A 25,366-nucleotide genomic window follows, 5' to 3' on the forward strand; every position below is an offset into this window, starting at 1 on the left:
TCTTACCACAATATATTCGTGCGGTCTGCGTCTTAGTGAGGTGTTGGAATTGCAGATCTCTGATATCAAAACTAAAGACCATCTCCTGCTGATCCGCCAGTCTAAAGGAAATAAAGATCGTGTAGTGATCCTGTCTGATAAGCTGCTGCAGATTTTGAGAAAGTATTACAAGCATTATCAGCCTAAAAAATATCTGTTTGAAGGAATTGCTGATACAAAATATTCCGAACGAAGTGTACAGCAGATTCTGAAAAATTCAGTGGTTAAATCCGGTATCATTTCACCCGCTTCTGTTCATACATTGCGGCACTCATACGCAACACACCTTTTAGAAAGCGGCATTGATATCAGGATTATCAAAGAACTCCTTGGGCACAGCAATATTAAAACCACCGAAATTTATACACACATTACTGATGTTTCAAGGCTTAAAATCAAGAGCCCGCTGGATTTTCTCTGAGCTGCAGGAAAATTGATTCATAAAAACACAGACCGTGATATTTCGTTTTTGTGGAAGTAAACTAAGTCACAGTGATAGATTTAGCCGGCTGATTTTTCTATAAATGCCGGCCGTTATATATTGCCATCCAAAACTTTTTGTAATGTAATGCTTCATAAAATCTGCAGTAACTGTTTAATTTTTTATAAATCTTGAGATAAGTATTAAACAGCAGCTACTAAAAACAAAACCTTAGTTTGGCTTTCTGAACCGTTAAGATGATTACCCGCTTTGTACAGTTGATTACCTGACGAGCCCATTTCATTACCCGACCCGTACAGCTGGTTACCCGATGCATACACTTGCTTACCCAACACGTACAGATGGTTACCCGACCCGTACAGTTGATTACCCGACATATACAATTCATTACCCTATGCGTACAGATGGTTTTTAGAAGCGTACAGTTGGCTTTGCGAGACGTACAGATGATTTTGCAAGGCATACAGTTGGTTTTGCGACCCATCCAGATGATTTTGCGAGGCATCCAGATGGTTTTGCGAATCATACAGTTGGCTTTGCGAGACGTACAGATGATTTTGCGAGGCATACAGTTCGTTTTGCGAAGCATACAGTTCGTTTTGCGAGGCATACAGTTCGTTTTGCGAAGCATCCAGATGGTTTTGCGAAGCATACAGATGGTTTTGCGAACCGTTCACCGGCAGTACACATTTAAACTCACATAAAATCTTTTCAGTATTTACCGAAAATCTGTAACGATTGCCGCGTTTTCTTTACTCATTACTTTAAATTAAACCAATCTCAGATGAATTTTAAATTTCCTACCAAAATTTTCATTGCCGCAGTATTTGCTGTTTCGGCGCAGTTTTCGGCTCAGGAGGCACCGAAACAGACTCCTAAATATGATTTCGTGGAAGCTTTTAAACCCTTTTTCTATCCACAAACCGGCACAGAAACGAGGTCGGCAAGCGGACAGCCCGGTCATGCCTATTGGCAAAACTCGGCAGATTATAAACTGGATATCAGCCTGAATGAGCAGAAAAACGAACTGACCGGAAGTGCAGAGATTACGTACATCAATAACAGTCCCGATCAGTTGGGTTTCCTCTGGCTGCAGCTTGATCAGAATTTATTTGCGAAAGATTCAAGAGGGAATTCTGTCGTACCGTTATCCGGAAGCAGAAATGGTTCTCACGGCGAAGCTTTTGAAGGCGGTTATAAAATAAAATCGGCTACCTATGACGGCAAGCCGGTAAAATTTACGGTAACTGATACCAGAATGCAGATCGATTTGCCTAATAATTTGGCAGCGAGAGGCGGAAAAGCAAAAATTAAAGTTGAATATTCTTTCGTTTCCCCAAAATACGGTTCAGACCGGATGGGTGTTGAAGAAACCAAAAACGGAAATATCTACACCATCGCGCAATGGTACCCAAGAATGTGCGTGTATGATGATGTGATGGGCTGGAACACGCTTCCCTACCTTGGCGCATCAGAATTTTATCTGGAATATGGCGACATTACCGCCAATATTACCGTTCCCTCCAACCACTACGTTGTTGCTTCCGGAGAGCTTTTAAATGCTAAAGAAGTGTATTCGAAAGAAGAAAACCAGCGTTGGGAGCAGGCCAGAAATTCTGACAAAACGGTGATGATCAGAAATGAATCTGAGGTGAAGAAAGGTCAGGCTTCCGGTACAAAAACGTGGAAATTTAAGATTAATCAGACCAGAGATTTTGCGTGGGCCTCTTCTGCAGCATTTGTTTTGGATGCCGCAAAAATTAATCTTCCGAGTGGTAAAAAATCGATTGCTATCTCTGCTTATCCTGCAGAAAGTGCAGGCGATAAAGCGTGGGGAAGATCGACAGAATATACGAAAGCCGCGATCGAGCATTATTCTAAAAAATGGTACGAATACACGTATCCTGCAGCGACCAATGTAGCCGGAAATGAAGGCGGAATGGAATATCCGGGTATCGTTTTCTGTAATATGGATTCTAAAGGGGAAAGTCTTTGGGGCGTGACCGATCATGAGTTCGGGCACAACTGGTTCCCGATGATTGTTGGCTCCAATGAAAGACTTTTTGCGTGGATGGATGAAGGTTTTAATACATTCATCAACGACCTTTCTACACAGGCTTTCAATAACGGAGAATATTACCGCAAGCAGAATGTTGCGCAATCGGGTGGATTTCTGATGAATGATAATATCGAGCCCATCATGGTTGGCCCTGATAATATGAAAGAGAGAAACATAGGAACGCTTGCTTATTTCAAACCGGGATTAGGTCTTACCATTTTGCGTGAATCTATTTTAGGTCCGGAAAAATTTGACAAAGCTTTCCGAACATATATCGACAGATGGGCGTTTAAACATCCGACGCCTTGGGATTTCTTCCACACAATGGAAAATGTTTCGGGTGAAGAACTGAACTGGTTCTGGAGAGGCTGGTTTATCAATAAATGGAAAGTTGACCAGTCGGTAAAAACGGTAAAATATGTAAACGGAGATTTCAAAAACGGAGCACAGATTACCGTTGAAAATTTGGGACAGCTACCGATGCCGACAGTGGTTCAGCTTAAGTTTAAAGACGGAAGCACCGATACTGTAAAATTACCAGTCGAAGTCTGGAAAAGAAATACAGAATGGACTTTCAAAGTAAATTCTACTAAAGAAATCAGCGAAGTAAAACTGGATCCGACCAATTCAATTCCTGATATTAATTTGAAAAACAATACCTGGAGTTCTGCTCAGGCTGCACCGGTTGAAAAAATTAACGTTAAAGATTACACCGGAACTTTCGGAAATAAAGAGCTTAATGCAAAACTTACCTTTAAAGAAAAAGACAATCAGCTTTTTGGTCAGGCAGCCGGTCAGCAAGATTTCCCTTTAGAATATGTTGGAAACAGAACTTTCACTTTTGATCAGGCACAAATTTCAATGACTTACAGCGAAGATAAAAAGACCATTACTTTTGCTCAGGGTGGGAGAGAATTTAAATTTACCAAAGAATAAAAACCGATTCATATAAAAAGAAAAACTCCGGAAATTATCCGGAGTTTTTTTATGCTTAAACTTTTGAGAAAGATTAAAAAATGGCTTATTCTGAAGAGATAATTTCAGATTGTGTGTAATGGGCGAAAGCTTCTTCCAGACTGCCGAATTTTCCTTTAAACTCTTCAATGGGGCAATCCTGCAGAATATTTCCTTTGTGAAGAAGAATCACGCGGGAACAAAGTGCTTCGACTTCCTGCATGATGTGCGTGGAAACCAAAACCGTTTTTGCATTGCCAATTTCTTTGATGACATTGCGGATTTCAATAATTTGGTTGGGATCAAGACCATTCGTCGGTTCATCCAGAATCAACAGGTCCGGCTGATGAATAATTGCCTGCGCCAGACCGACACGCTGTTTGTACCCTTTCGAAAGCTGACTGATTCTCTTCGATTTTTCAGGGGTAATTCCAACCAAGTCAATAACTTCGTCTACCCTTGCAGCATCTATTTTATGCAAATCTGCTACAAAAAGCAAATATTCTTTCACATACATTTCCATGTACAGCGGATTGTTTTCAGGTAAAAATCCGATGTTCTTTTTGCTTTCGATCTCTTCTTCAGATATATTTTTACCGTTAAAGATAATCTGGCCTTCATCAATTTTCAGCGCACCGACAATCGATTTCATCAGCGTAGATTTTCCCGCACCGTTTGGGCCGAGAAGTCCGATGATTTCACTTTTATCAATGTTGATGTTGATGTTGTTGAGCGCAGTCTGCCCGCCAAATTTTTTAGATAAACCGATTACTTCCAAAGACATTTTGAAACAAATTTTTACAAAAATAAAATAAAAAAACCCATCCGTAAAGAATGAGTTTGATATTGTTTGAAAATTGAAAGATTATTTTCGTGATTTCTTAGGTTTCGCCGCAGGCTTCGGAGTGTTTTGCCCGGAAGGATTTGCATTATAGGTTCCCTGATAAGGCGCAGTCTGCGTCTGTTTTGCAGCAGTTGCTTTATACAGTGCCGATTTTGAGGTTCCGATTCCGAAAATTTTATCGATCTGTTTTTTATTCAGAAACTGAGATTTGCCAACGTACTTTTTGTTTTTGTTGATGTACTGAATAAACTGTACCGTCGGCTGACCGTAGTTTTTCTCGTAATGCAGCTCAATAATATCATTCGGAAGTTCCAAAGTGATATTCCCGGAAGGCGTATCGATAAAACCGTCGGTGATCATTTTATAAAGTCCCTGCACATCGCCATTAAGATCCATAAATGAAAAAGAACGGAAGGTATTCAGATTAGCCGTAGCAAGATCCTGATAATTGAAAGTAAATTTGTTGTCTTTTTTATAAAGGCCTACCGAGTTTTCTTTGCCAATCTCTACAAGCGTTTCGTTTTTCAAAACTTTAATCTGCGAGAAAGCGGTAAAGCCAATAAAAAAGGTAAGCAGTGTAATAATTTTTCTCATAAGGTTTTTATCGTATTATGAAATTGTGGGCGCTAAAAACGGTGTTTTTTACATTTTTAGCAAATAATTTTTTTCTTACTGCAAAACTAATAATTTTTTTTGATATCTTGTTGCTAAGATTTTACGATATTCATCAGTTAAAAGAATTTGTTTTGGTGAATTAAATTATCTGTTGTTAACTGTATTATGCTTTAAATAGGATATTTTTAAAGTTAATTTTTTAAATAAATTCAAAATAATTCAACAGCCAGAGTGAACCGAGCGCTGTCAGAAGCGAAGGAATCATCACGATAAAACCGAGTTTCAAAAACTGCCAGGCAGTGATTTCGTAGCCGTGTTTTCTGATTTCAATAAGCCATAAAATGGTCGCGAGCGAGCCTGTCACCGAAAGATTTGGTCCAAGATCTATTCCTATTAATATAAAACTTTTTACCAGCGCCGGAATGTGATCTGCGGCTGCCGCACTCCCGACAAGCAAACCTGCAGGAAGATTATTAACCAGATTACAACCGATTGCTGTAGAAATTCCGCTGAACCAAGCCGTTTCTGAAACCGATTTTGCTGAATTTTCTGCTAATATTTTGGTTAAACTTTCAACAAGGCCAATTTCTGAAAGTGCTTCGACCATGATGAAAAGTCCGGCAACAAGCGGCAAAACCGACCACGAAATATTTTTTAAGACAGAAACAGGTGATTTTTTGGTAAATACCGTAATCATCAGCACAACTGAAAATCCTGCAATGGCAGTTGGCAAACCTAAATCAAGATCCAGAGCTGAGGCAATTAACAGAGCTAAGACCGTTAAAATAATTCCTGTTAATGCTACTTTTCCGCCTGATGAAAGTTCATCGGCTTCAATGTCTGTAGGAATAGCTTCAAGTAAATTTTTTTTCTGAGTCAGAAACAAAACAATAAAAGTACACGCGACGGCAAACACCGACGGAATAATAAAAGTTTTTAGCCATATAATGAGTGGTGGCATTTGTTTACCGAAGATAACGAGGTTTGCGGGATTTGAAATTGGCAGAACGAAAGATGCCGCATTGGCAATAAACGCGCAGATTAATAAATAAGGAAGTACATTTTTAATTTTTGCTTTGTGCATTGCAACCGCGACGGCTGGCGTAAGAACAACTGCAGTTGCGTCGTTCGACATGAAAACCGTCACAACGATTCCGACGCCAAATATTAAAACAAACATTCTCTCGGCCGAACCTTTAGAAAACCGAATCGCATGATCTGCAAGCCAGTGAAAAAGTTCTTCGCGCCGCGCACATTCTGCGATGAGCATCATTCCAATCAGAAATAAATAAACATCTGTGCCTTTAGAAATTCCTTTTAAAAATCCCGAAAAATTAATAAGACCGAAAATCAGAAGAAGAATAGCTCCTGCGCATGCCCAGATATATTCAGGTAGTTTGAAAGGCCGAAAAATAACACCGGCGGTTGCCAAAGCAGTAATCAGATAAATAAAATATTCAGACATCTTTTAATTCTATTTCTCATCAGGATTTACACATTGTGCGCCACATTCTTTGATCAGTCGTTTGGAAAAAATCAACCAAAGCAAAATAGAAACCGTCGCAAAACTTCCCAAAATCATAAATGATGAACTGTATCCCAAATTTTGGGCAATCCAGCCACCAATTGCCGGACTTAATGAAGCGCCAATTCCCTGAACGGTCATCACCGCGCCTTGCCCGACGTTGATTCTTCCGGTTCCGTTTAGAATGTGCGCTACCAGACCAGGAACGGCGACACTTTGCAGTCCGGCACCTATGCCATCTAGAATCTGTACAGGATAGATTCCGATTGACGAAGTAAGATGTCCGGCAATAAAACCACGAATCGGAAGGGCCAGAAACGAGATAAATAAAACCAGCCAATAGCCTCTGGATTCGGCCATTTTCATACCGACAAGAGAAGTGATGATCATTGTAATCTGCGCGATAATAATCGTTAATGCGACAAACATTGATGCGTTTCCTTCCATTTTTTCGGCGGCTGCCATTCCGTATAAAGGAAGCAGTCCGCCATTTCCCAAATGAAAACATGCGAGTGCGGCGGCTAGAATTAATAACGGTTTACAGCTTAGCAGAACTTTAAATCCGCTTACTTTATGATCGCTTTCAGCACCTTCTGAAAGTCCACGTGCAGCCTTATCGTCAATGCTTTTAGAAGAAATCATTGAAATGCTGATGATTGAAAGAACGCCAAAAAGCGCTGATAAAAGAAAAATCGCTGTGATGCCGTATTTTAAGCCCAAATAACCTGATAATCCTGCGCCGACAACATTTCCTGCATGGTTAAAAGCCTGATTATACCCATTCTGTTTGTTGAAACCTTTTTGTTTTACGATACCTAAAGTAATCCCAACCACCGCCGGACCGATGGCTGCGCCTGCAATAGCCGTGGCAACCTGCGATAGCGTGACTACCCAAAAATCCTGAGACATTAAGATGATCGCCGATGCAAGAATGGTACAGATTCCGGGGATGACGACGTACCGTTTTTTATGCGTGGTCGAATCGATTAACGCTCCGGCCGGTGCAGTCATCAGCATTCCTGCAACTCCACCGATTGTCATTACAGTGCCAATCGGCCCACTTTGCCAACCTTTAGAAAGTAAAAATATGCCCAGAAAAGGACCTATTCCGGCCTGCATATCGGCCATAAAAAAATTGAGAGCTTTCAACGCAGAAAGAACCCGCGATTTTGATGCAGCAGTTTGTGATATCATTGGTGTGTTTTATTCTCAGGGAAAAGATATTTAATATACGCAACTTTGAGGTATCTGGTTTTTAGCTTTTATATTATTTTCAAAATACTATTAATGTTCTTATTTAAAGATTCAGAGTGAAACTGATTAAAATTATTAATAAAATTTGCACAGCCTTTATTTGCGATTAAAAGAAAAACGATATACCTATATTTGCCCTGCAAAGCAAATCTAAATGTTCAAAAAAGCAATTACTGTATTTATTCTTGGCTTCTTTACGGTTTTTTGTTCGGCCCAGCAGGTCCGTCCCTCAAAATCATCTGAAATTTACCGCGATCTCAAAACCCTCAAAAATATTCCGAAAGTTTTATATCTTGCCGCTCATCCTGATGATGAAAATACGGGATTACTCTCCTGGTTAATTAATGACCAGAATGTGGAAACGGGCTATCTGTCTTTAACGAGAGGTGATGGCGGACAGAATTTATTGGGAACAGAGCAGGGTGCAGCTTTGGGTTTGATCAGAACACACGAACTTTTGGAGGCAAGAAAATTAGACGGTGCACAACAGTTTTTTACCCGCGCGATTGATTTCGGTTTCTCAAAAAATACAACCGACACTTTTAACCAGTGGGATGAAAACACCATTACGGCCGATGTCGTTTGGGTCATCCGAAAATTCCGTCCTGATGTGATCATTTGTCGTTTTCCACCTACTGCGGCGGCGGGACACGGACAACACGCTGCTTCGGCTGTACTTGCGGAAAAAGCTTTTAAGCTGGCAGGCGATAAAACTGCTTTCCCAGATCAGCTAAAATATGTGAATGTTTGGCAACCTAAACGTTTGTTGTGGAACACTTTCCGCTTTGGTTCTGTCAATACGACTGCCGAAAATCAAATGAAAATTACCGTTGGGCAATACGACGCACAACTGGGATTAGGCTATGGTGAACTGGCAGGATTAAGCAGAAGCTTGCATAAAAGTCAAGGCGCCGGAACACAGTCTGTGGCAGGAATCAAAACTGAATATTTTTCACACGTTGACGGCGAACCAGCAAGATCTACACTTTTTGATGGCGTAGCTAAAACCTGGACTGCAAAAGGAAATACTGATATTGACAAGGAATTGGATAAGATTATTTCTGCTTTTAATTTTAATCAACCTGACTTAAGCTTACCCGCTTTATTGGTTTTAAGAAAAAAAGTGATGGCGCTGAAAGATTCAGATTTAAAAAAGGATAAAATCAAATCTCTTAATCATATTATTCTAAGCTGTGCCGGTTTTATGGGCGAGGTCGTGACCAATCAGGCTGAAGCGGTTGCCGGAGACCAGTATAATTTTAAATTAAACATAATTTCAAGAGCTGAAAATCCTGTTGTTTTAGAAAATGTAAAATGGCTGAATCAGTCAGAAAATGTCAACAGAAAACTGTCTAAAGATTCTTTAATTACCATTCCGCACGATATTCAGATTCCTACTGATGCTGGGCTGACAGAACCATATTGGTTGGCAAAACCGGCTAAAGATGCTTCAACTTTCTCTGTTCCAAATGATACTTTAATCGGTTTGCCCGAAGTAGAATCACCACTGGGTGTTTTGCTTGATTTAAAAATCGGTTTAGAAAAATTTCAGGTTAAACTGCCTTTATCTTTCAAGAAATTAGACCCGGTGCGTGGCGATGTGGTTGAAGCCATACGTATCGTTCCTGCGGTAGAACTGAAATTTAACCAACCACTTTATTTAGTTAAAGAAAATGAAGATTTGAATTTAAGTTTAAATTTTAAAGTTAATTCAAATAAACAGTTCAGTAACGGTAAAGTCAATCTGATGTTCAACGGAGAAAGATTGGGTGGCGGTGATTTAAAATCCATCAGTGGAAAAGATTTTACCATCGATTATATCATTCCAAAAGCTAAACTGGCGTCAAAACAGTCCAGCCGTTTGCAGGTGGATGCAAATTACGTGGTCGACGGCACAACTTATAACAAAAAACAGGAGTTAATTCAGTATCCGCATCTGCCTTCTTTACAGTATTTTACGCCTGCAACGGTAACTGTGATGAAAGGTGATATTCAGACAAAGGTTCAAAAAGTAGCTTATATAGAAGGTGCGGGCGATTTCATTCCTGAGTTTCTGCGAATTGCAGGTATTCAGGTAGATGTATTGAAAGACGCAGATTTTTATGGCAATCCGGATGGATCCGGTGGAAACAGCAGTCAAAATAAGCTGTCGCAATATGATGCCATCGTATTGGGTGTTCGTGCCAATAACACAGAGAAAAAATTGGGTCGCTGGATGCCTTTTTTATGGTCTTATGTAAAAGCCGGAGGTAATTTGGTGATGCAGTATAACACCAACCAGGATACAACCGTTGACCAATTGGGAATGTATAGTTTCAACATTGCCAATAAAAGGGTTACCGAAGAAAATGCTTCGGTTACGTTTTTAAATCCAAAACATAAATTACTCAACTTTCCAAACAAAATTACTTCGGAAGATTTTAATGGTTGGGTGCAGGAGCGTGGCGCATATTTTCCGGACAAATGGGATGCAGCCTACGAACCGCTTTTTGAAATGCACGATACGGGTGAAGAGCCTTTGCAGGGTTCAACTTTGTATGCGAAATATGGAAAAGGTAATTTCATTTATACCCCGTTGGCGTTTTTCAGACAGTTGCCTGCGGGAAATGTGGGTGCGGCACGTTTATTTTTAAACTTTTTATCTGCACAGAAAAACTGATGAGCAATCAACTTAAAAACTGGAATCTCTGGTACATATTACTTGTCGTGGTTTTGATACTGCAGATTGTATTTTATTATCTTTTTACTAATTTCTGGCAATGAGTACGATAGACTGGACTGTTCTTATTTTTACGCTGGTCGGCGTTGTCGTTTACGGTGTATGGATCGGCCGTGGCCAGAAAAGCAACGAATCTTACCTGAAAGCAGACAATAAAATGCCTTGGTACATTGTGCTGATCGGTATTATGGCGACTCAGGCAAGCGCAATTACTTTTATTTCGGCACCAGGTCAGGCTTATACCGACGGGATGCGTTTCGTGCAGTATTATTTTGGTCTGCCTCTGGCGATGATTGTCATCTGTATCACCTTCATCCCGATTTTTCAGCGTTTAAATGTTTATACGGCTTATGAATATCTGGAAAACCGTTTTGATAAAAAAACAAGAGTACTCACTTCACTGCTTTTCCTTTTTTCCAGAGGCTTATCGACAGGAATCAGCATCTACGCACCGAGTATCATTTTGTCAAGTGTTTTAAACTGGGATATTTATCTGACTAATGTTTTGACGGGCGGTATTCTGTTGATTTACACCTACATTGGCGGTGCAAAAGCAATTGCCCATACCCAAAAATTACAGTTTCTCATTATTTTGGGAACAATGGCGTTTGCAGGTTATCTGCTGATTCAGAATATGCCGAATGGCATTGGATTTAAAGACGCACTTTATCTGGCAGGTAAATCAGGAAAGCTGAATGTCATCACCACAGAATTCGACTGGAAGGATAAATACAATATCTGGAGCGGACTGATCGGTGGTTTTTTCCTGGCACTTTCTTACTTCGGAACCGACCAGAGTCAGGTCGGGAGATATATTACGGCAAAAGACAATACGAATGCAAAAATGGGCTTGCTGCTGAATGGTTTGGTTAAAATTCCGATGCAGTTTTCCATTCTTTTGATTGGTGCTTTGCTTTTTGCTTTCTTTTCTCTGAAGCCTGCGCCGGTTTATTTTAATGAACGTTCTTATCAGCATTTAGAGGAAACAAAACCTGAACAGGCCGCAGTTTTTGAAAAAGAACATCAGGATTTGCAGGCCAAATTTAATTCAGAATCGAAAGAAATTTTAAAGTTAAAGGAAGCTCATTCTCCGCAACTTAATAATAAAATTGAGGATTTTAAAAATACACAAACTCAGGTGAAAGCCCTTCACGGAAGGGTAGAAGAAGCGATCAACAATTCAAAATACAATGCAGAAAAAACGGATACCAATTATATTTTTCTGTATTTCGTAAAAAATACTTTGCCTGTAGGGATGGTCGGTTTACTGTTTGCCGTCATTTTTCTGGCGAGCTGGGGTTCAATTTCTGCAGCTTTAAATTCTCTTGCGGCCTGTTCACTGAAAGATGTTCATTTAATATTCAAAAAAGAACTTCCTGATGATGCAACCGAACTGAAATACAGCCGTCTTCATACTTTAGCGTGGGGAATTTTCTCCATTGGTGTTGCGATGTTTGCCACTCAGATGGGTTCACTTATCGAAGCGGTGAATGTATTGGGTTCTCTTTTCTATGGCCCGATACTGGGGATTTTCCTTGTTGCTTTTTACTTCAAAAAAGTTAAAGGAGCGAATGTATTTATCTCGGCAATTTTATCAGAAATCACAGTAATTGCCATTTACAATTTTGATATCGTTTCTTTCCTTTGGCTCAACGTCATTGGTGCTGCGGCAGTCATTATATTTTCTGCAGTTGGATTGATTTTTTATAAGCCGAAAGCAGTATCTTCGTAAAAGAATAATAATAAAATTTATGAGAGCAATAATTAAATCTGCTGCAATGGTTGTAGCCGCAATGACAATTTCTGTCAATGCATTCGGACAGGAAGCTAAAAAACCGGCGAGTCCTGCAATGACTGCAACCGGAAAAATTAAAGATGCAAATATCACGATCGCTTACAGCAGTCCGTCTGTAAAAGAGCGTAAAGTTTGGGGCGAATTAGTTCCTTACAATAAAGTGTGGCGTGCGGGTGCAAATGATGCAACGACTTTTGAAACCAGTAAAGACATTACCGTTGAAGGAAAAAAACTGCCTGCAGGCAAGTACAGCTTTTTCTTAATTCCTAGAGAATCCGGAACATGGACTGCCGTTTTCAATAAAGAAGCGAAACAGTGGGGATCATACGACTACAAAGAAGCAAGCGATGCTGTACGTGTGGAAGTGAAAACGAAAACTTTACCGGCAAAACAGGAAGCTTTGGTATACAAAATAAACAAAAACGGTTTCACAATCGATTGGGATAAAGTTTCCGTTCCGGTAGAAATAAAATAAATTTTGATTACAGAAATTAAAAGTCCTGCATTTGCGGGACTTTTTTGTTTCTAATATAATTTTGATAGCTTGGTTTTATTTAATTAAACCGAAAGATTTTTATTCTCAACATATGCTAAAACATTAAGTGATGCTCAAAATATCAGAAGATTATTGAATAAAAAAACCGACAAAAGAGAATAAATTCTACAAATGTCGGTCTGGTGAACATTACAGGATTATCTTCAAATCATTTATTAACTGATATTGATCAGATTTTAAAAGTATTAGATGGAATTTAAGTTATTCAAGAAGTGTGAAAAAATCTTAATAATTTTTGAGTATTAACAATTTATAATGATTTTATTTTTTTAAGTAATCTTGATAATGTTGCGAACTTTTTAGTAAATACACTTTTCCATTCACTATAAATCCATCTAATTTATGCTGAATTGTATATAACGATAGATCATCAAGTTTATTGATAAGACCTCTACCATTAAAATTTAAGGATGTATTACATAAAACTCCATAGCCAGTTCTCTTCTTAAAAGCCTTAATTAAATTATATAGTTTTTCATTTGATAATTGCGAAACCGCCTGTATATACACAATTTCCAAAAAATTAGACATCGAGAATTGAGAACGACTCAGATCTACGCAAAAATAGTTGAAAGCAAGATGAAAGATGCTGCTAAGATTATTCCGGAATTAAAGATTGAACTTTAATCAATTCTTTTTCGAAGATTAAATTTCACTTCCTTTAATCGTAATAAGTTCTTGAAAGTATAAATAAATCTTAGATTTCAATCAGTTATTATTTCGCACATAGATAGAGTTAAATTCTTTTCTTAACCATATTATAAGTTTCTACTCTTTGACTGATCCATTTAATTCTAAATTGATTGTAATTACACCGCCGTGTTTCTGATTGCATATTATTGATGTTAATTATGCTCAATTTTGTGTCATAATTACGTCACGAAATTTTATGGAGAGCGAACTCATTCTGGAAAAACTAAGCCCGAAAAATATACTTTCGGGCTTAAAGCAATCCTGAACGTTGAAGAACCTTTAGGCTATACCGGGATTAAAAAATGTTACATCTATAAATTGGTTCATTCCAACAGTATTCCATTTTCTAAACCTAATGGTAAGGTTTTATTTTTTGAAAGAAAAAAAATTGACGAATGGCTTTTAAAGAATAGTCATAAATCCAACGACGAAATTCAGCAGGAAGCTATAGAATTTTCTTTAAGTAAAAGGTAGTATCAAGATCTAACCGTATAGGTTTGGTGATCGTAGAATCTAACATTAGAATCCAGATGTTTTGACTTCAAGAATGATTAAATCGTTCGGTAAAAACGTAATACTACCGAATAACAATTAATCAAATTTTGAAGTTTTGCAAAAGGTTTCAGCTTATAAACTGCGCTGCTCAAAAAATTTAATAGAGAATGTCAGCAATACACAGCATATGATGCAAACTCTCAAATCAATGTTTAAGTTAAATCGGATAAGTTGTTATGAAAGAAATTGATCCAAATACTCCAATTTGGCAACTCACTATCGGAGAATTTCTGGAAATCTCTAAAGGTTACAATACGGAAAAGAAATATGAATATGGTCTGAAAGGTCTTGCGAAGATTCTTGGATGCTCTGTTTCAAAAGCCTCCGAAGTAAAGTCATCAGGAATCTTAGATGAAGCCATCATTCAAAATGGAAATATTATAATTATTGATAAAGTGAAGGCACTGGAACTTTTTGGTAAAAAATAGCAATGTATTATCTTGAGCTGTTGGAGCGCTTTTGGAATTTTAACAGCAATTATAAGGTTGGTTCTACAGGAATATCCATGTATCTGTATTTGTTGAAAAACGGATATCAAAATGAACGTTATGATTTTTACATATCGGATGTTTTGATTGGTAAAACATTGGTAGTGACCAGAAAAACCGTAAAATTAACGAGGGAAAGGCTAACGGATTATGGTCTGATACAATTTCAAATAAAATCAGGAACTGCGTGCTATTATCGCTTACTTGTAAATTATCCTCTGCATATACCAGATAATAAAGAAAATGAAGACACTTCATTTCGGTTATGTGCTCAATATCAACTTCCAGTTAATGCAGATATTCTTCAGAGACAGAATATTGAAACGAAATCACCTGAAGCTAATAGTGCTTCACGAATTAAATCAAAGTCATTCGCTGCAGTTCCTGCAGAGATTTCATTCGATACATTAATAAATATCCAAAAATCAGTAAAGATTCCAACATGTGCGGAGTTTATTGAATATGCGCAAAGGTTGGAGAGTTATAATTGCGATTTAGATTACATGATAAAGGAAAAATATCTGAGTTGGTTGAATAATTCCTGGAAAAACAGTTATGACAGGCCTATTACTAACTGGAAGTCTACTTTGAAAAGTGTAATGCCATACATGGTGCAGCATATTGCAAGCAACGAATTTTCAGCTATTGATATTCCCCACATAAAACGTCCTAAAACTTGAAAAACGTCCTACGAAATGACAGATCAGCAGAAAAGACTTATTAAAAAGTCATTTGAAAATAAGACTGGAAAAGTTCCTGAAAAGATAAGAATAGGAAATGGGTTTGTGGATGATTATATTTTCGAAGATCATGGAGCTTCCGATATTCCAATCAATGCTCTGCGAGTAATATTTAATATCATTTCAATTATCAGTAACGAGCAGTTTCGGCCTGCCGACCGACCAAAACAGCTTTCTCTTTTTGATGAGGAATTTGAGACTGAAAATAACATTTTTGCTTCTATGAGCATCTTAAATACTAAGATTTCTCCGAGTGGAACCACAAAGCAGGTAATCGATGCTTATGAGTATCTGGCCAAATTTAAAATGAGATGGTATAAATCTATAAACAGTAAGGGTAGGGAAATCAGAACTTTTGGTGGCCTCATATCTACCCCAAGTTATGATAAAAGAGGATATACCTCTTTTTTGATCAGCAGTTACTGGCTTAAGAAAATAATGGTTATCCCTGAATACAACTATGTGCTGTATAATCTGGTTTATAAGATTAAAAATAATAAGCATATCATATTTGCCATTTGGCTTTCTAAAATTCCGGAACATGGGACTATGTTAAAACTTACAACATTGAACAGGAAGTTTGGGCTGTCTTATAAAACAGCAAATGATTTATGTTTTAAATTTTTAAAGCAGGTAAGAGCTAATCTTGATCAATATAATAATCTCTCGTTTAAGTATAGATACAAAGCAGATCAGATATTTGTTACGCCTTATCAAACGTCGAAACTTCTAAGTTCAGATGTACTGTTTAATGCTGATGAACAGCTTAATATTACATATCGACTGGGTTATTTTAGACGAAAATATCATCTGTCGGAAAGCGAAATGTATCACTTTTCGCATCAATACAGAAATATAGCGCAAACAAGAGATATGATTGAAAAATCGTATAAGGAGTTTATCAGACGAAATCGTCTGCTGAGGATTAAGTCATCCAACTTTAGAGGGAAAGAATTTCTAGGTTATATCCAAGAGTTGATGATCGAAATTTATCGCAGTACAAAAGCTGGCCAACTATTTCCAAACGGTTACGCTGTCATTATTTGAATTCGGAAAATCACTCAGTCACAATCGGAAAGGCACTCATCTCACTTTCGGGAATGCGCTCGTAAATGTCAATTCATCATAAAAAAGAGGCAGGTGTAGATTCCCAAATCGGAAAGTCGCTCATTTAATTATCTGTGGTTGCTTATAAGCGTGAATTTATTTTAAAAATTCCGGAATATGATAAGATATTTTTTCAAAAGTATTTTCCTATTCGTAATTGCGCTCATTCGATTATATGGTGATTTACGGAAAAGCGCTCTTTTGCTATTCGGATAATCACTGATGTTGTTTTCGGAAAACCGCTCATTGCAAATCGTTACAGAGTGGCTTGTCAGAAGGTGATACAGGCTACCATTAAAAGTATTAATGAAAAGAGAATTAAAAGTTTTTCTTATTTCAAAGGATATTGTGAATAAAAAAAATTGCTTTAGAAAAGAAAAAAATGAATTGCGAAACAATCAAAAAAAACGTTTCTATAAAAACAGTTTTAGAATCTTTCGGAAGATTTCCAATAAAAGAAAATCATAAGACCGCGTTTTATTTTGCTATAAACAGAGATGAGAAGAAGCCTAGTTTATCTGTTGATTATATCAACAACCAGGCATTTGATTTTGGTACAGGAAAAGTGTACGATGTTATTGCTATTGTACAGGAGATAAATAAATGTTCAGTCTCTGACGCACTGAAATATTTATGCAAATTTGAATTTTCTTTAATTAATAAGAAAAACTTTGAGTCCGTAAAGCAGGAAAAAGATTATACAATTACAAAAGTCGGTCTGATAGCCCATTCGGCATTAATTCAATATTTGCAATCAAGAAGGGTCTACGAACAAAGTAATTTAGTCAGACAGATCGAATACGAATTGAATGGTCAGAAATATTTTGGGGTTGGATTTTTCAACAATTCCGGAGGAATTGAGATCCGTAATAAGTATGTAAAGATTTGTCTGGGAAAAAAGGATGTAACGCTTATCAAAAATAATGTCGGAAGAGATTATAAAACCAGTACAACACATATTGCGATTTTTGAAGGATTTTTTGATTTTTTAACTTTTATGAATTTGCCGGTTTCAAAAATTATTCAGCCAGACTGCCTGATACTGAATTCAACGGTAATGCTTTTTAAAGTTTTGCATCAGTTGGGTAATTATAAAAAAATTTTACTTTTTTTAGATAATGACATTAATGGTAAAAAAACTTCTGAATTAATTACTAATAAATATAAATCTGTTACAGATTATTCTGAAGTATATGAGAATTTTAATGACTTAAACGATTTTTATAAACAACAGGATTCGATATACTGGTAGGTGAACTATTTTTTAAATGTAGAATTTAACTTAATTTTTTAGTATTGATATGATATTGTCCTTTTAATAAACTTTTTCTGCTGTGTAGGTGTAGCATAGTAGTGCAATAGATATTGCGGAAAATGAAAAATCTCTGTTGAATAGGAAGTTTATATCTTACCCGAGCCCTATTACAATTAAGAATTTTATCAGGTTGGAAATTTTAGATTCTATACTGTTTTATGCTTTGTCCAGAGGTTTGCTTTTTATTCATACAAAATTTAAATAATAAATGCTCATTTTATGCCTTTCGTAGCAATATTATGAAATACCATATTTTTATAGTTAGGATATTTTTTTGTGTCTATAACAAAATCAATTGCACTTCCACATAGTCCGATTTCAGTGCGACAATCAGGGTGTCTCGTGGTATTTAGGTTATAAAAGACCGTGTCGAGATTAATCTTGGCAGTAATTTGTTCTGACGTTGGAACACTTCCGCAACAGTCACCTCTAAAATATCCTAATCTTATTGTTGCACGATCTGCACTTAATTTCCAGATCATACTCTTTTCATTCCAATTACCCTTTGACTTCTCAAAATAGAAGTCACCTTTATCTTTCTCTATTTGCCGTGATTGAGAGAAAGTATTTGAGAAATTTACCGTCAACATTAGGAGACATATTAAATATTTCATTTTTTATTTTTCTTTTAAGAAAATCATTTCATTAGTTTTCTATGTTATAATTGGTTAGGCGTACATAGATACATTCTTTCGACCGAAATATCCAAAAAAGTTTTTTACACTTTACTTGTTAGGAACAATACGATCATCCCTACTACAGCTACCGTTGTGATTCCTGCTGCCATACTAATCAGTGGTTTACCTTTTATAAAGCTATACGGTAACATAAATAAACCGATGGTAACGAAAAAGTAATACCATCTACTATCATTGTTAATCAGTTCACTTCTTAATTTGAGATTTATATAGCTATTGTCATTTTTATTCAGGCCATAAACCTCATTATATTTACTAATAACCGTACAGTGATCCAATTTTGCCAGATCAGATCTTCTTATTACAATTCCAATTTTGTTCCCTGCACGTATGTCGGCTTTTAATGATTTATGATCGGTCGCCTCGTAGGTCATTCCCGTAATCTTAAACTTCTTTCTATATTCTTTGGTTGTCAGTACGATATTCCTGTACGTTGTCGATTTGATTTTATCTTCATTATACTCGGGATTTTCTTTTAGTGTAACATAAATTGTTTGAAGTTCATATTTAGATATTGAATTATCACGAAGTGCCAGATAAAGAAAAAAGAAAGTAATCGTAAACGATATTATGGCATTAAAAATTCGCGCACTTAATGTTTGCTTAAAAGATTTCTGTTTCATATATTTTCTAATCATATAGCATTCATTATAAATTATTTTGTGTTTTTTATAAAATTCAGATACTACCGGCAAGTAGGAACATAACTTTTTACCTCTTGTATTATTTAGCACTGATAGCTATTTTGTACTATTTTAATCGTTCAGCCCTTTATTATCAAGAATTTTAGGAATACATTTTTCAATACGATCCAATCTTGTTTTGCTTTGTTTTGCAGATGCAAAATGTAAAAGATAGCCCTTTTTTCTACCTGGTGTGAGTTTTTTAAATGCAGTTTTTAGATTTTCAATTTCGTCTAAGGCATTCTGAAACTCTACTGGGATTTCAAATTCTGTTGCTGCTTTAAGTTCTAATTTTAAACCGGCATTATCATTTTTAATAGCTTCCTTGATATAATCTTTAATGATTGTTTGACTATCCAGTATCTCATCAATGCTTTGAAATCGGATTTGCCTTGCCGACTGAACATTTTCTGTTTGCTGAACTAGAATTTTCTGTGGATCTATCAAGAGTGCACCTTGCATAAATAATAGTGCACAGAAGTCTTTAAAACCATGTATTAAAACAATATTGCTTTTTTGGTTTACGTAGCAGGGACAGCCCCATTTTAATTCTTCTGTTAGTCCGCAATCAAGCACGAGGTTTCTTAAAGCATTGTAGGCTTCCTGCCATTTCCCCTCTCTATCAAAAAACCAATTTACTGTAGGGTTAGTCATGTTATAATTCTTAAGATTAATTTTTCTGCTTACTTGTCTAAATGACATATTAAAATGATCATTAGTGATATCGGTATGGATGCCATTGTGTAATCTTCCCCAAAAATCGGAGCATTTAAAAATATAGTTTTTAAATTTGGAAGACAATGAAAAACAGTAAATTTTCAGAAGTTCAGATTATTAAGATTCTATCTGAGCAAAATCAAGGCAAAACAGTGAATGAGATCTGCCGGGAGCACGGCATCAGTCAGCCGACATTTTACAAATGGAAGAGTAAATATGGAGTTTTGGATGTGCAGCAACTCTCCAAAATGAAGGAACTTGAAAAGGAACTTTCGCAGTACAAAAAAATCGTAGCGGAACTTACTCTGGAAAACGTGGTGATGAAAGATGTAATTGCAAAAAAGCTGTAACACCTTCCGAGAAACGGGAACTGGTTGTTTATTCCGTATCACAGCACGGAGTAAGCACTCGGAATGCGTGTAAACTTTTCATCATAAACAGTTCGGTATTTTATTACAAAAAGAAGAAAAACAATGAAGATGATAAGATCCGGGAGGAGTTGGATTCGCTTGCAAACCATCATAAAACCTGAGGATTCTGGACGATGTACCACCGTTTGAGAAATCTGGGCTTTGGATGGAATCATAAAAGGGTTTACAGGATCTACAAATCGATGAAGCTGAATTTAAGAAGTAAACGTAAAAAACGGCTTCCGGCAAGGGTAAAAGAGCCATTGCTTCGACCTGTTTATCTCAATGTAACTTGGAGTATGGACTTTATGCATGGCACTTTGGAGGATGGCAAGAGTGTGAGAAGCCTTAATATTATTGATGATTTTAACAGAGAGATTCTGAATATTACCATTGATACCAGTTTACCATCAGCAAGAGTGGTTTCCGAGCTGAAACAGCTGATTGACTGGCGTGGGAAACCGGAAAAGATAAGAGTTGACAATGGTCCGGAGTTTATTGCAGAAAAACTAAAGGATCGGTGCAGCAAAAATGGAATTGTACTTCATTATATCCAGCCGGGAAAGCCTACGCAAAACTCTCTGGTAGAAAGATTCAACAGAACCTTTCGGACAGAATTTTTAGATGTTTATCTTTTTGAAAACATCAGGCAGATGAGAAGTTATTCGGAAATCTGGATGTGGATGTACAATAATGAGCGGCCGCATAGTGCTTTGCAATACCTCACACCGAGAGATTTTTTATTGAATTAAGCGATAGCGAATAATGAATACAAAAAAACAATAAAAACTAATGAATAAATATGGAAAACTCAATTACGATAAGGTAGAAGAGTTTCCCACATTCCAACAAAATTTTAACAACGATAAAAGTAAATTGTTAACCAAAAACTCTACTTTTGAGTGTGCCTAAGAGGGGTGAGACTACATGGCGAAGTGCAGTTATCTATTATCATCTAAGGTAATAATATGTAGACGCCCAATGAGCTTTCTGTCATTATACTAATCTATTCTGGAGGCATATATCATAACATGAGTTAGATTAACAGGCTTATTATTGTCATCATACTAATTATTACTCTTCTGAACTGTAAATAAAATATTTAAGACTACCGTACCAGGAGAAATTATATCATAATATTGTTTGCTTCACAATTTATCCTTCCTAAACTTAAAACGTAAAATATCAGATCGGTCAATACTAAAAACAGAATGAAAAAGATTGGAATAGGAAGCAGCTACATCGGAAATCCTGGGAAAGAAATGGGATGATCTACGATTTGCTCAATAATCCATACTAATAGACTACCCGATCATGATTGCCACAAGTAAAAGATGTTTAGTGGGTGGATGACTAAAAAATAAACCTTTTTGTATGATTTATTTGGTAGAATCGGCACGTGAAAATGTTGCCTGTTTTTTAAACTTAATGAATTACCGCTTACTAATACATTATCTCCTGCGCTGTTAAACTTTAATCTTTCCTACCTTAGGGAGAATTGATCTCTACTGCCCGATGGCAAAGAAGATAGGTGAAGTATGGCTTTTCGCCGGTCTTCTTGTCTGTATATATTTTACTGTCCCAAGTAATGGAAAGCTCCCAGCCGTCCAATTTTCGTATTTTCTTAACATAGGGATTGAAATCACATTTGATCTCAGAATGTTTTTTGTTCTTAATACCCTCGAAGCTGACGATGATAAAATTATGATCGGGGCTTGGTTTCACCAACAATAGTGGCTTTGAGTTTCATGTTAGAGGATGTTGTTTTGGAATATGTGTTATTCTAGATCATTTTCTGCCGTGGCAATCCCATCTCATATTCCTGCGAAATGGTTTTCTCTGCTTCATGCTTACATCTTCATGCAGTGTTCTGGCGGCTTCCAACGGTTTTTCTTTATCGCTACAAAAGAAATTATTAAAAACAAATATAAGGAGGTTGAGGATTGCTCAACGATCTATATGAACTATAATGATCTTAATGATTGGTATTGTAATCAGTAATAAATTTCAGAAAATAGCAGAGGAGTGAATATCAATTTACGGTAAAAGCCAAATCCTGATCTAATCAGGATTTGGCTTTATCAATTAGTAAAAAATTATTTCTGTTATTAATGATCGGATCATTAGTCACCCTTTTTGTGATCGTGCTTCTTTAATTTAGGATCATTCTGTGGGGTTTCTTTGTTGTCTCGCTGGCGCTTGTCAGACTCTCCGGTCGATTCGGCTTTCATTTTTGGTCCTGGTTTAATTCCCATACTTCTATTTTTTATTGGTTGTCTATCAAAGTTAATCAAAACCTTTCAAATGTGCCATGGCAAAATATACCCTGTTGATATCTTTTTTAGTATGTGGTAACTGTGCATTTTTTTGAAAGCTGTATCTTAATTGCTGATCGATAACATACCACAGTTATTTAATAAAGATTATATTTGCGTATATAATTGTTAGGTTATAGCAGTTATGGATTGGTTTGAAGTCCTGACTGTTTGGTCAGGACTTCTCTTGTACTGGTTTGCTGTTGATGATCCTTAAACAGCTTATTGAAAGATTTGTGCGTGGATTTGAGTGCGATCTTTCGTCAACTTATTTATTTAAATTTTATGGTCACTGACTATTGATTTATAAAATAATTCTGTTATCTTTGAATTCATCATTTTTTCATCATTTGTGTTTTTGTAGATCCCGCATTGCGGGATCTATTTTCATTTTTACATTCATTTCGCCGTGTCGATTAATTTATTGACTGGGACTTCTTTATAGGCCTAACCGGATGTTAAATTGGGTTTTAAATCGCGATAAACTTAATTCATAACGCATGTAAGTAGCTTTTCATGCCTGATGTACGGGATTTTTTGTGGTTTATTATGGACACTGATCCAGTCAGGCAGGCTGTATGACGTTTTGGAACATAAAAAAACCGGCAGCTTCAGCTGCCGGTCCTGTTTAAATGAGTTTTCTGAAGGGTTTTATTTTTTGATGATCTTTATGGTTTTCACCTGATCATTGGTTTTTACCTGAAGCAGATACATTCCGTTTACGTCCTTCTGCGGTATAGATGGCAATGCCTGTTATTTTTTCTGTTCCTGAAATGGTCAGCACTTCACGTACCGGATTCGGATAGACCTGCATTTCAGCCGATACTCCTGACAAATCTGTTGTTCCCAATGTTACATTAAACGCCAATACAGCCAGTGAAGCGGTCGATTCACAACCGTTTACGGTCTGTGTTGCGTAATAGGTGGTATTGTTTACAATCACCGATGTTGTTATCGGATTGACATGCAAAGCGGCATCTACAGCGGTCATGTACCATTTGATATTCTGTCCTGTTGCTACCAGAGTGGTTACCGAAGCGCCNCGATGTTGTTATCGGATTGACATGCAAAGCGGCATCTACAGCGGTCATGTACCATTTGATATTCTGTCCTGTTGCTACCAGAGTGGTTACCGAAGCGCCAGTCGTGAACGTCTGTGTTGCAGCTCCCGTAGGTGCTGAAACAGGCGCTGCCTGCGTAATGGTGATGTTTCTGACAATACTGCACAGGTTGGCATCTGTTACCGTTACCGAATAATTGCCTGCTGTAAGACCTGTAATTACCGAACCATTTCTGCGTAATGGTGATGTTTCTGACAATACTGCACAGGTTGGCATCTGTTACCGTTACCGAATAATTGCCTGCTGTAAGACCTGTAATTACCGAACCATTTGCTCCAGAAGGTGACCAGGCATACGTATATGGTGACGTGCCGCCTGTAGCGGTTACGGTGGCTGTCCCGGTATTTCCACCGTTGCATGCTACATTGGTCTGGGATACCGTTGCATTCAACAGTGAAGGTTGTGCTACTGTTGCATTGACGGTTGCTGTACAGCCGTTTGAATCAGTGATGGTTACAGTATAAGTTCCGGCCGGAAGGTTGGTGCGGTCTTCCGTGGTAATTCCTGATCCCCAGTTAAAGGTATACGGTGCCGTTCCGCCTGTTGGNGATGGTTACAGTATAAGTTCCGGCCGGAAGGTTGGTGCGGTCTTCCGTGGTAATTCCTGATCCCCAGTTAAAGGTATACGGTGCCGTTCCGCCTGTTGGTACCAGGTTGATTGCTCCGTTGATGCCTCCATTGCAGGTCACGTTGGTTATTACAGTAGTTCCTGAAACTGCTGTGGCCGGCTGAAGGATGGTAAATGAAGCGGTAGCTGTACATCCAGTATTGTCCGTTACGGTAACTGCGTAGGTTCCTGCCGCAAGATTTGTACGGTCTTCGGTCGTTACACCGCTGCCCCAGTTGAAAGTATACGGCGCGGTTCCTCCGCCGGGTGTGAGGTTGATGGCTCCTGTTGCTGATCCGTTGCACAGCACATCGGTTTTTACGCCGGTTGCTGTAACGGTGGTTACGGTAAGTGTTGCCGTAGTCGATGTTGTAGAGCCTGCTGCACTTGTTACCACACATCGGTACTGCGTGTTGTTTAATGCAGATGTGATTCCTGACACCGTTAGGGTGGCCGTTGTAGTTCCTGAAAAAACAGCGGTATTGGTGAGTGCCACAAACCCCGAAGCGGTATTCTGAAACCACTGATACGAACCGGCACCTGTTGCTGTTACGGTAAATGTTGTGGATGATCCTGAACATGCCGTTTTGTTGACCGGATTCAAGGTAATTACGGGCGTTGCTGCGAGGAAACTGCATCCTGAATACAGTCCTATCGGTGAAACACTTAAAGACCAGTTCGCCACATTCATGACCGCCGTGCGTACACCTGATGCCGTGGATGAAGGCACTCCCGTACAGTTAAATTTACCGGATGCGGGAGCTGTGGTTCCTGTTACCGCACCGGTATAAAATGCGCTGGTACCGCCGGTTAATCCCGGAGGCATAAGGGATGCATTCGGACTTACCGGCGCATCGGTGTTCCAACCTGCTGTGGTCGTTCCTGCAGTATAAAAATAATTGATTCCCGCGATATTGGTTGCCCCCGCAGCGGAAACACTACCGCCACCACCCTGAAAGGCGATGATCTGATCCCCGACATTGGAAAGGGATAAACCATTGGTTGAGGTTCCTTCCGTTAAAGTTACCGTTCCGTTTGCTGTAGATGTTGAAGTAACCGGATTGTATGTTGAGGCAGCAAGTCCGACAATGTACACTTCGGTTCCTGCCGGCAAT

At 37.8% G+C, this 25,366-nt stretch carries 23 protein-coding genes and 3 pseudogenes; 11 read left to right on the forward strand and 15 right to left on the reverse strand.

What is annotated here, in order from left to right; all coding sequences use genetic code 11:
* The coding region (locus ASG01_RS07355; RefSeq protein WP_157844182.1) for a tyrosine-type recombinase/integrase at positions 1-460 on the forward strand (460 nt) is incomplete at its 5' end.
* A 413-nt stretch (positions 461-873) separates the two neighbouring features.
* Here ASG01_RS07355 and ASG01_RS07365 read toward each other — a convergent pair.
* The gene (locus ASG01_RS07365; RefSeq protein ID WP_055862290.1) at positions 874-1,158 is read right to left on the reverse strand and encodes a hypothetical protein; all 285 of its coding nucleotides are present in this window, start codon (positions 1,156-1,158) and stop codon (positions 874-876) included.
* Positions 1,159-1,265: 107 nt separating this feature from the next.
* Here ASG01_RS07365 and ASG01_RS07370 point away from each other — a divergent pair, with 107 nt between their 5' ends.
* Positions 1,266-3,476 (forward strand): M1 family metallopeptidase, encoded by a 2,211-nt coding sequence (locus ASG01_RS07370; protein ID WP_055862293.1) that lies wholly within the window; start codon positions 1,266-1,268, stop codon positions 3,474-3,476.
* 85 nt (positions 3,477-3,561) lie between these two features.
* Here the strand turns inward: ASG01_RS07370 and ASG01_RS07375 are convergent, their stop codons facing one another.
* The 4 genes from ASG01_RS07375 to ASG01_RS07390 all read right to left on the reverse strand — a co-directional run bounded on the left by ASG01_RS07375 (position 3,562) and on the right by ASG01_RS07390 (position 7,672).
* On the reverse strand, positions 3,562-4,278 hold the full coding sequence (locus tag ASG01_RS07375) for an ABC transporter ATP-binding protein (RefSeq protein WP_055862295.1): 717 nt from the start codon (positions 4,276-4,278) through the stop codon (positions 3,562-3,564).
* Between the two features lie 81 nt (positions 4,279-4,359).
* On the reverse strand, positions 4,360-4,932 hold the full coding sequence (locus tag ASG01_RS07380; RefSeq protein ID WP_238584520.1) for a hypothetical protein: 573 nt from the start codon (positions 4,930-4,932) through the stop codon (positions 4,360-4,362).
* Positions 4,933-5,152: 220 nt separating this feature from the next.
* The gene (locus ASG01_RS07385; protein ID WP_055862297.1) at positions 5,153-6,418 is read right to left on the reverse strand and encodes an arsenic transporter; all 1,266 of its coding nucleotides are present in this window, start codon (positions 6,416-6,418) and stop codon (positions 5,153-5,155) included.
* 9 nt (positions 6,419-6,427) lie between these two features.
* A complete protein-coding gene (locus ASG01_RS07390; RefSeq protein ID WP_055862298.1) occupies positions 6,428-7,672 on the reverse strand; it encodes an MFS transporter in 1,245 nt (414 codons plus the stop codon).
* Between the two features lie 214 nt (positions 7,673-7,886).
* Between ASG01_RS07390 and ASG01_RS07395 the strand changes: the two genes are divergently transcribed.
* From ASG01_RS07395 to ASG01_RS07405, 3 genes are all read left to right on the forward strand, one after another.
* A complete protein-coding gene (locus ASG01_RS07395) occupies positions 7,887-10,391 on the forward strand; it encodes a PIG-L family deacetylase (protein WP_055862300.1) in 2,505 nt (834 codons plus the stop codon).
* A 100-nt stretch (positions 10,392-10,491) separates the two neighbouring features.
* On the forward strand, positions 10,492-12,183 hold the full coding sequence (locus ASG01_RS07400; RefSeq protein WP_055862302.1) for a sodium:solute symporter: 1,692 nt from the start codon (positions 10,492-10,494) through the stop codon (positions 12,181-12,183).
* A gap of 19 nt (positions 12,184-12,202) precedes the next feature.
* Positions 12,203-12,721, forward strand: coding sequence for a DUF2911 domain-containing protein (locus tag ASG01_RS07405; RefSeq protein ID WP_055862304.1), 519 nt, complete (start codon positions 12,203-12,205; stop codon positions 12,719-12,721).
* Positions 12,722-13,063: 342 nt separating this feature from the next.
* Here the strand turns inward: ASG01_RS07405 and ASG01_RS16395 are convergent, their stop codons facing one another.
* Positions 13,064-13,333, reverse strand: coding sequence for a carbamoyltransferase C-terminal domain-containing protein (locus tag ASG01_RS16395; protein ID WP_055862306.1), 270 nt, complete (start codon positions 13,331-13,333; stop codon positions 13,064-13,066).
* A gap of 893 nt (positions 13,334-14,226) precedes the next feature.
* On the opposite strand from ASG01_RS16395, the gene ASG01_RS07420 reads away from it, so the two are divergent.
* From ASG01_RS07420 to ASG01_RS07435, 4 genes are all read left to right on the forward strand, one after another.
* A complete protein-coding gene (locus tag ASG01_RS07420; RefSeq protein ID WP_055862309.1) occupies positions 14,227-14,478 on the forward strand; it encodes a DUF3853 family protein in 252 nt (83 codons plus the stop codon).
* 2 nt (positions 14,479-14,480) lie between these two features.
* Positions 14,481-15,218 (forward strand): hypothetical protein, encoded by a 738-nt coding sequence (locus tag ASG01_RS07425; protein WP_055862310.1) that lies wholly within the window; start codon positions 14,481-14,483, stop codon positions 15,216-15,218.
* 15 nt (positions 15,219-15,233) lie between these two features.
* On the forward strand, positions 15,234-16,325 hold the full coding sequence (locus ASG01_RS07430; protein ID WP_055862312.1) for a hypothetical protein: 1,092 nt from the start codon (positions 15,234-15,236) through the stop codon (positions 16,323-16,325).
* 442 nt (positions 16,326-16,767) lie between these two features.
* Entirely contained in the window at positions 16,768-17,637 is an 870-nt protein-coding gene (locus ASG01_RS07435) for a toprim domain-containing protein (protein WP_055862313.1), read from the forward strand.
* 275 nt (positions 17,638-17,912) lie between these two features.
* Here the strand turns inward: ASG01_RS07435 and ASG01_RS07440 are convergent, their stop codons facing one another.
* From ASG01_RS07440 to ASG01_RS07450, 3 genes are all read right to left on the reverse strand, one after another.
* Positions 17,913-18,314 (reverse strand): hypothetical protein, encoded by a 402-nt coding sequence (locus ASG01_RS07440; RefSeq protein ID WP_055862316.1) that lies wholly within the window; start codon positions 18,312-18,314, stop codon positions 17,913-17,915.
* A 104-nt stretch (positions 18,315-18,418) separates the two neighbouring features.
* Positions 18,419-19,021, reverse strand: coding sequence for a hypothetical protein (locus ASG01_RS07445; protein ID WP_131725331.1), 603 nt, complete (start codon positions 19,019-19,021; stop codon positions 18,419-18,421).
* Positions 19,022-19,153: 132 nt separating this feature from the next.
* Positions 19,154-19,882, reverse strand: coding sequence for a YdeI/OmpD-associated family protein (locus ASG01_RS07450; RefSeq protein WP_317038768.1), 729 nt, complete (start codon positions 19,880-19,882; stop codon positions 19,154-19,156).
* On the opposite strand from ASG01_RS07450, the gene ASG01_RS07455 reads away from it, so the two are divergent.
* Together ASG01_RS07455 and ASG01_RS07460 are read left to right on the forward strand one after the other, a co-directional pair.
* Complete coding sequence (locus ASG01_RS07455) at positions 19,882-20,148, forward strand: transposase (RefSeq protein WP_055862320.1); 267 nt, start codon at positions 19,882-19,884, stop codon at positions 20,146-20,148. The genes ASG01_RS07450 and ASG01_RS07455 overlap by 1 nt on opposite strands.
* A 194-nt stretch (positions 20,149-20,342) precedes the next feature.
* Positions 20,343-20,960, forward strand: coding sequence for an IS3 family transposase (locus ASG01_RS07460; RefSeq protein ID WP_082498317.1), 618 nt, complete (start codon positions 20,343-20,345; stop codon positions 20,958-20,960).
* A gap of 736 nt (positions 20,961-21,696) precedes the next feature.
* Here ASG01_RS07460 and ASG01_RS15890 read toward each other — a convergent pair.
* The 6 genes and pseudogenes from ASG01_RS15890 to ASG01_RS16410 form a co-directional block, all read right to left on the reverse strand.
* On the reverse strand, positions 21,697-21,933 hold the full coding sequence (locus ASG01_RS15890; protein ID WP_131725332.1) for a hypothetical protein: 237 nt from the start codon (positions 21,931-21,933) through the stop codon (positions 21,697-21,699).
* 398 nt (positions 21,934-22,331) lie between these two features.
* Entirely contained in the window at positions 22,332-22,463 is a 132-nt protein-coding gene (locus ASG01_RS16300) for a hypothetical protein (RefSeq protein ID WP_262483864.1), read from the reverse strand.
* Between the two features lie 711 nt (positions 22,464-23,174).
* Entirely contained in the window at positions 23,175-23,237 is a 63-nt protein-coding gene (locus ASG01_RS16400; RefSeq protein ID WP_410492812.1) for a hypothetical protein, read from the reverse strand.
* A pseudogene (locus ASG01_RS16190) lies at positions 23,209-23,565 on the reverse strand (T9SS type A sorting domain-containing protein); the annotation flags it as partial. The gene ASG01_RS16400 and the pseudogene ASG01_RS16190, both read right to left, overlap by 29 nt.
* A 1-nt stretch (position 23,566) precedes the next feature.
* Positions 23,567-24,035 (reverse strand): annotated as a pseudogene (locus tag ASG01_RS16405) (hypothetical protein); the annotation flags it as partial.
* 157 nt (positions 24,036-24,192) lie between these two features.
* Positions 24,193-25,077: pseudogene (locus ASG01_RS16410) on the reverse strand (SprB repeat-containing protein); the annotation flags it as partial.
* Between the last annotated feature and the right edge of the window lie 289 nt (positions 25,078-25,366).

The sequence above is a fragment of the Chryseobacterium sp. Leaf180 genome, assembly GCF_001424585.1.
GTDB lineage: Bacteria > Bacteroidota > Bacteroidia > Flavobacteriales > Weeksellaceae > Chryseobacterium.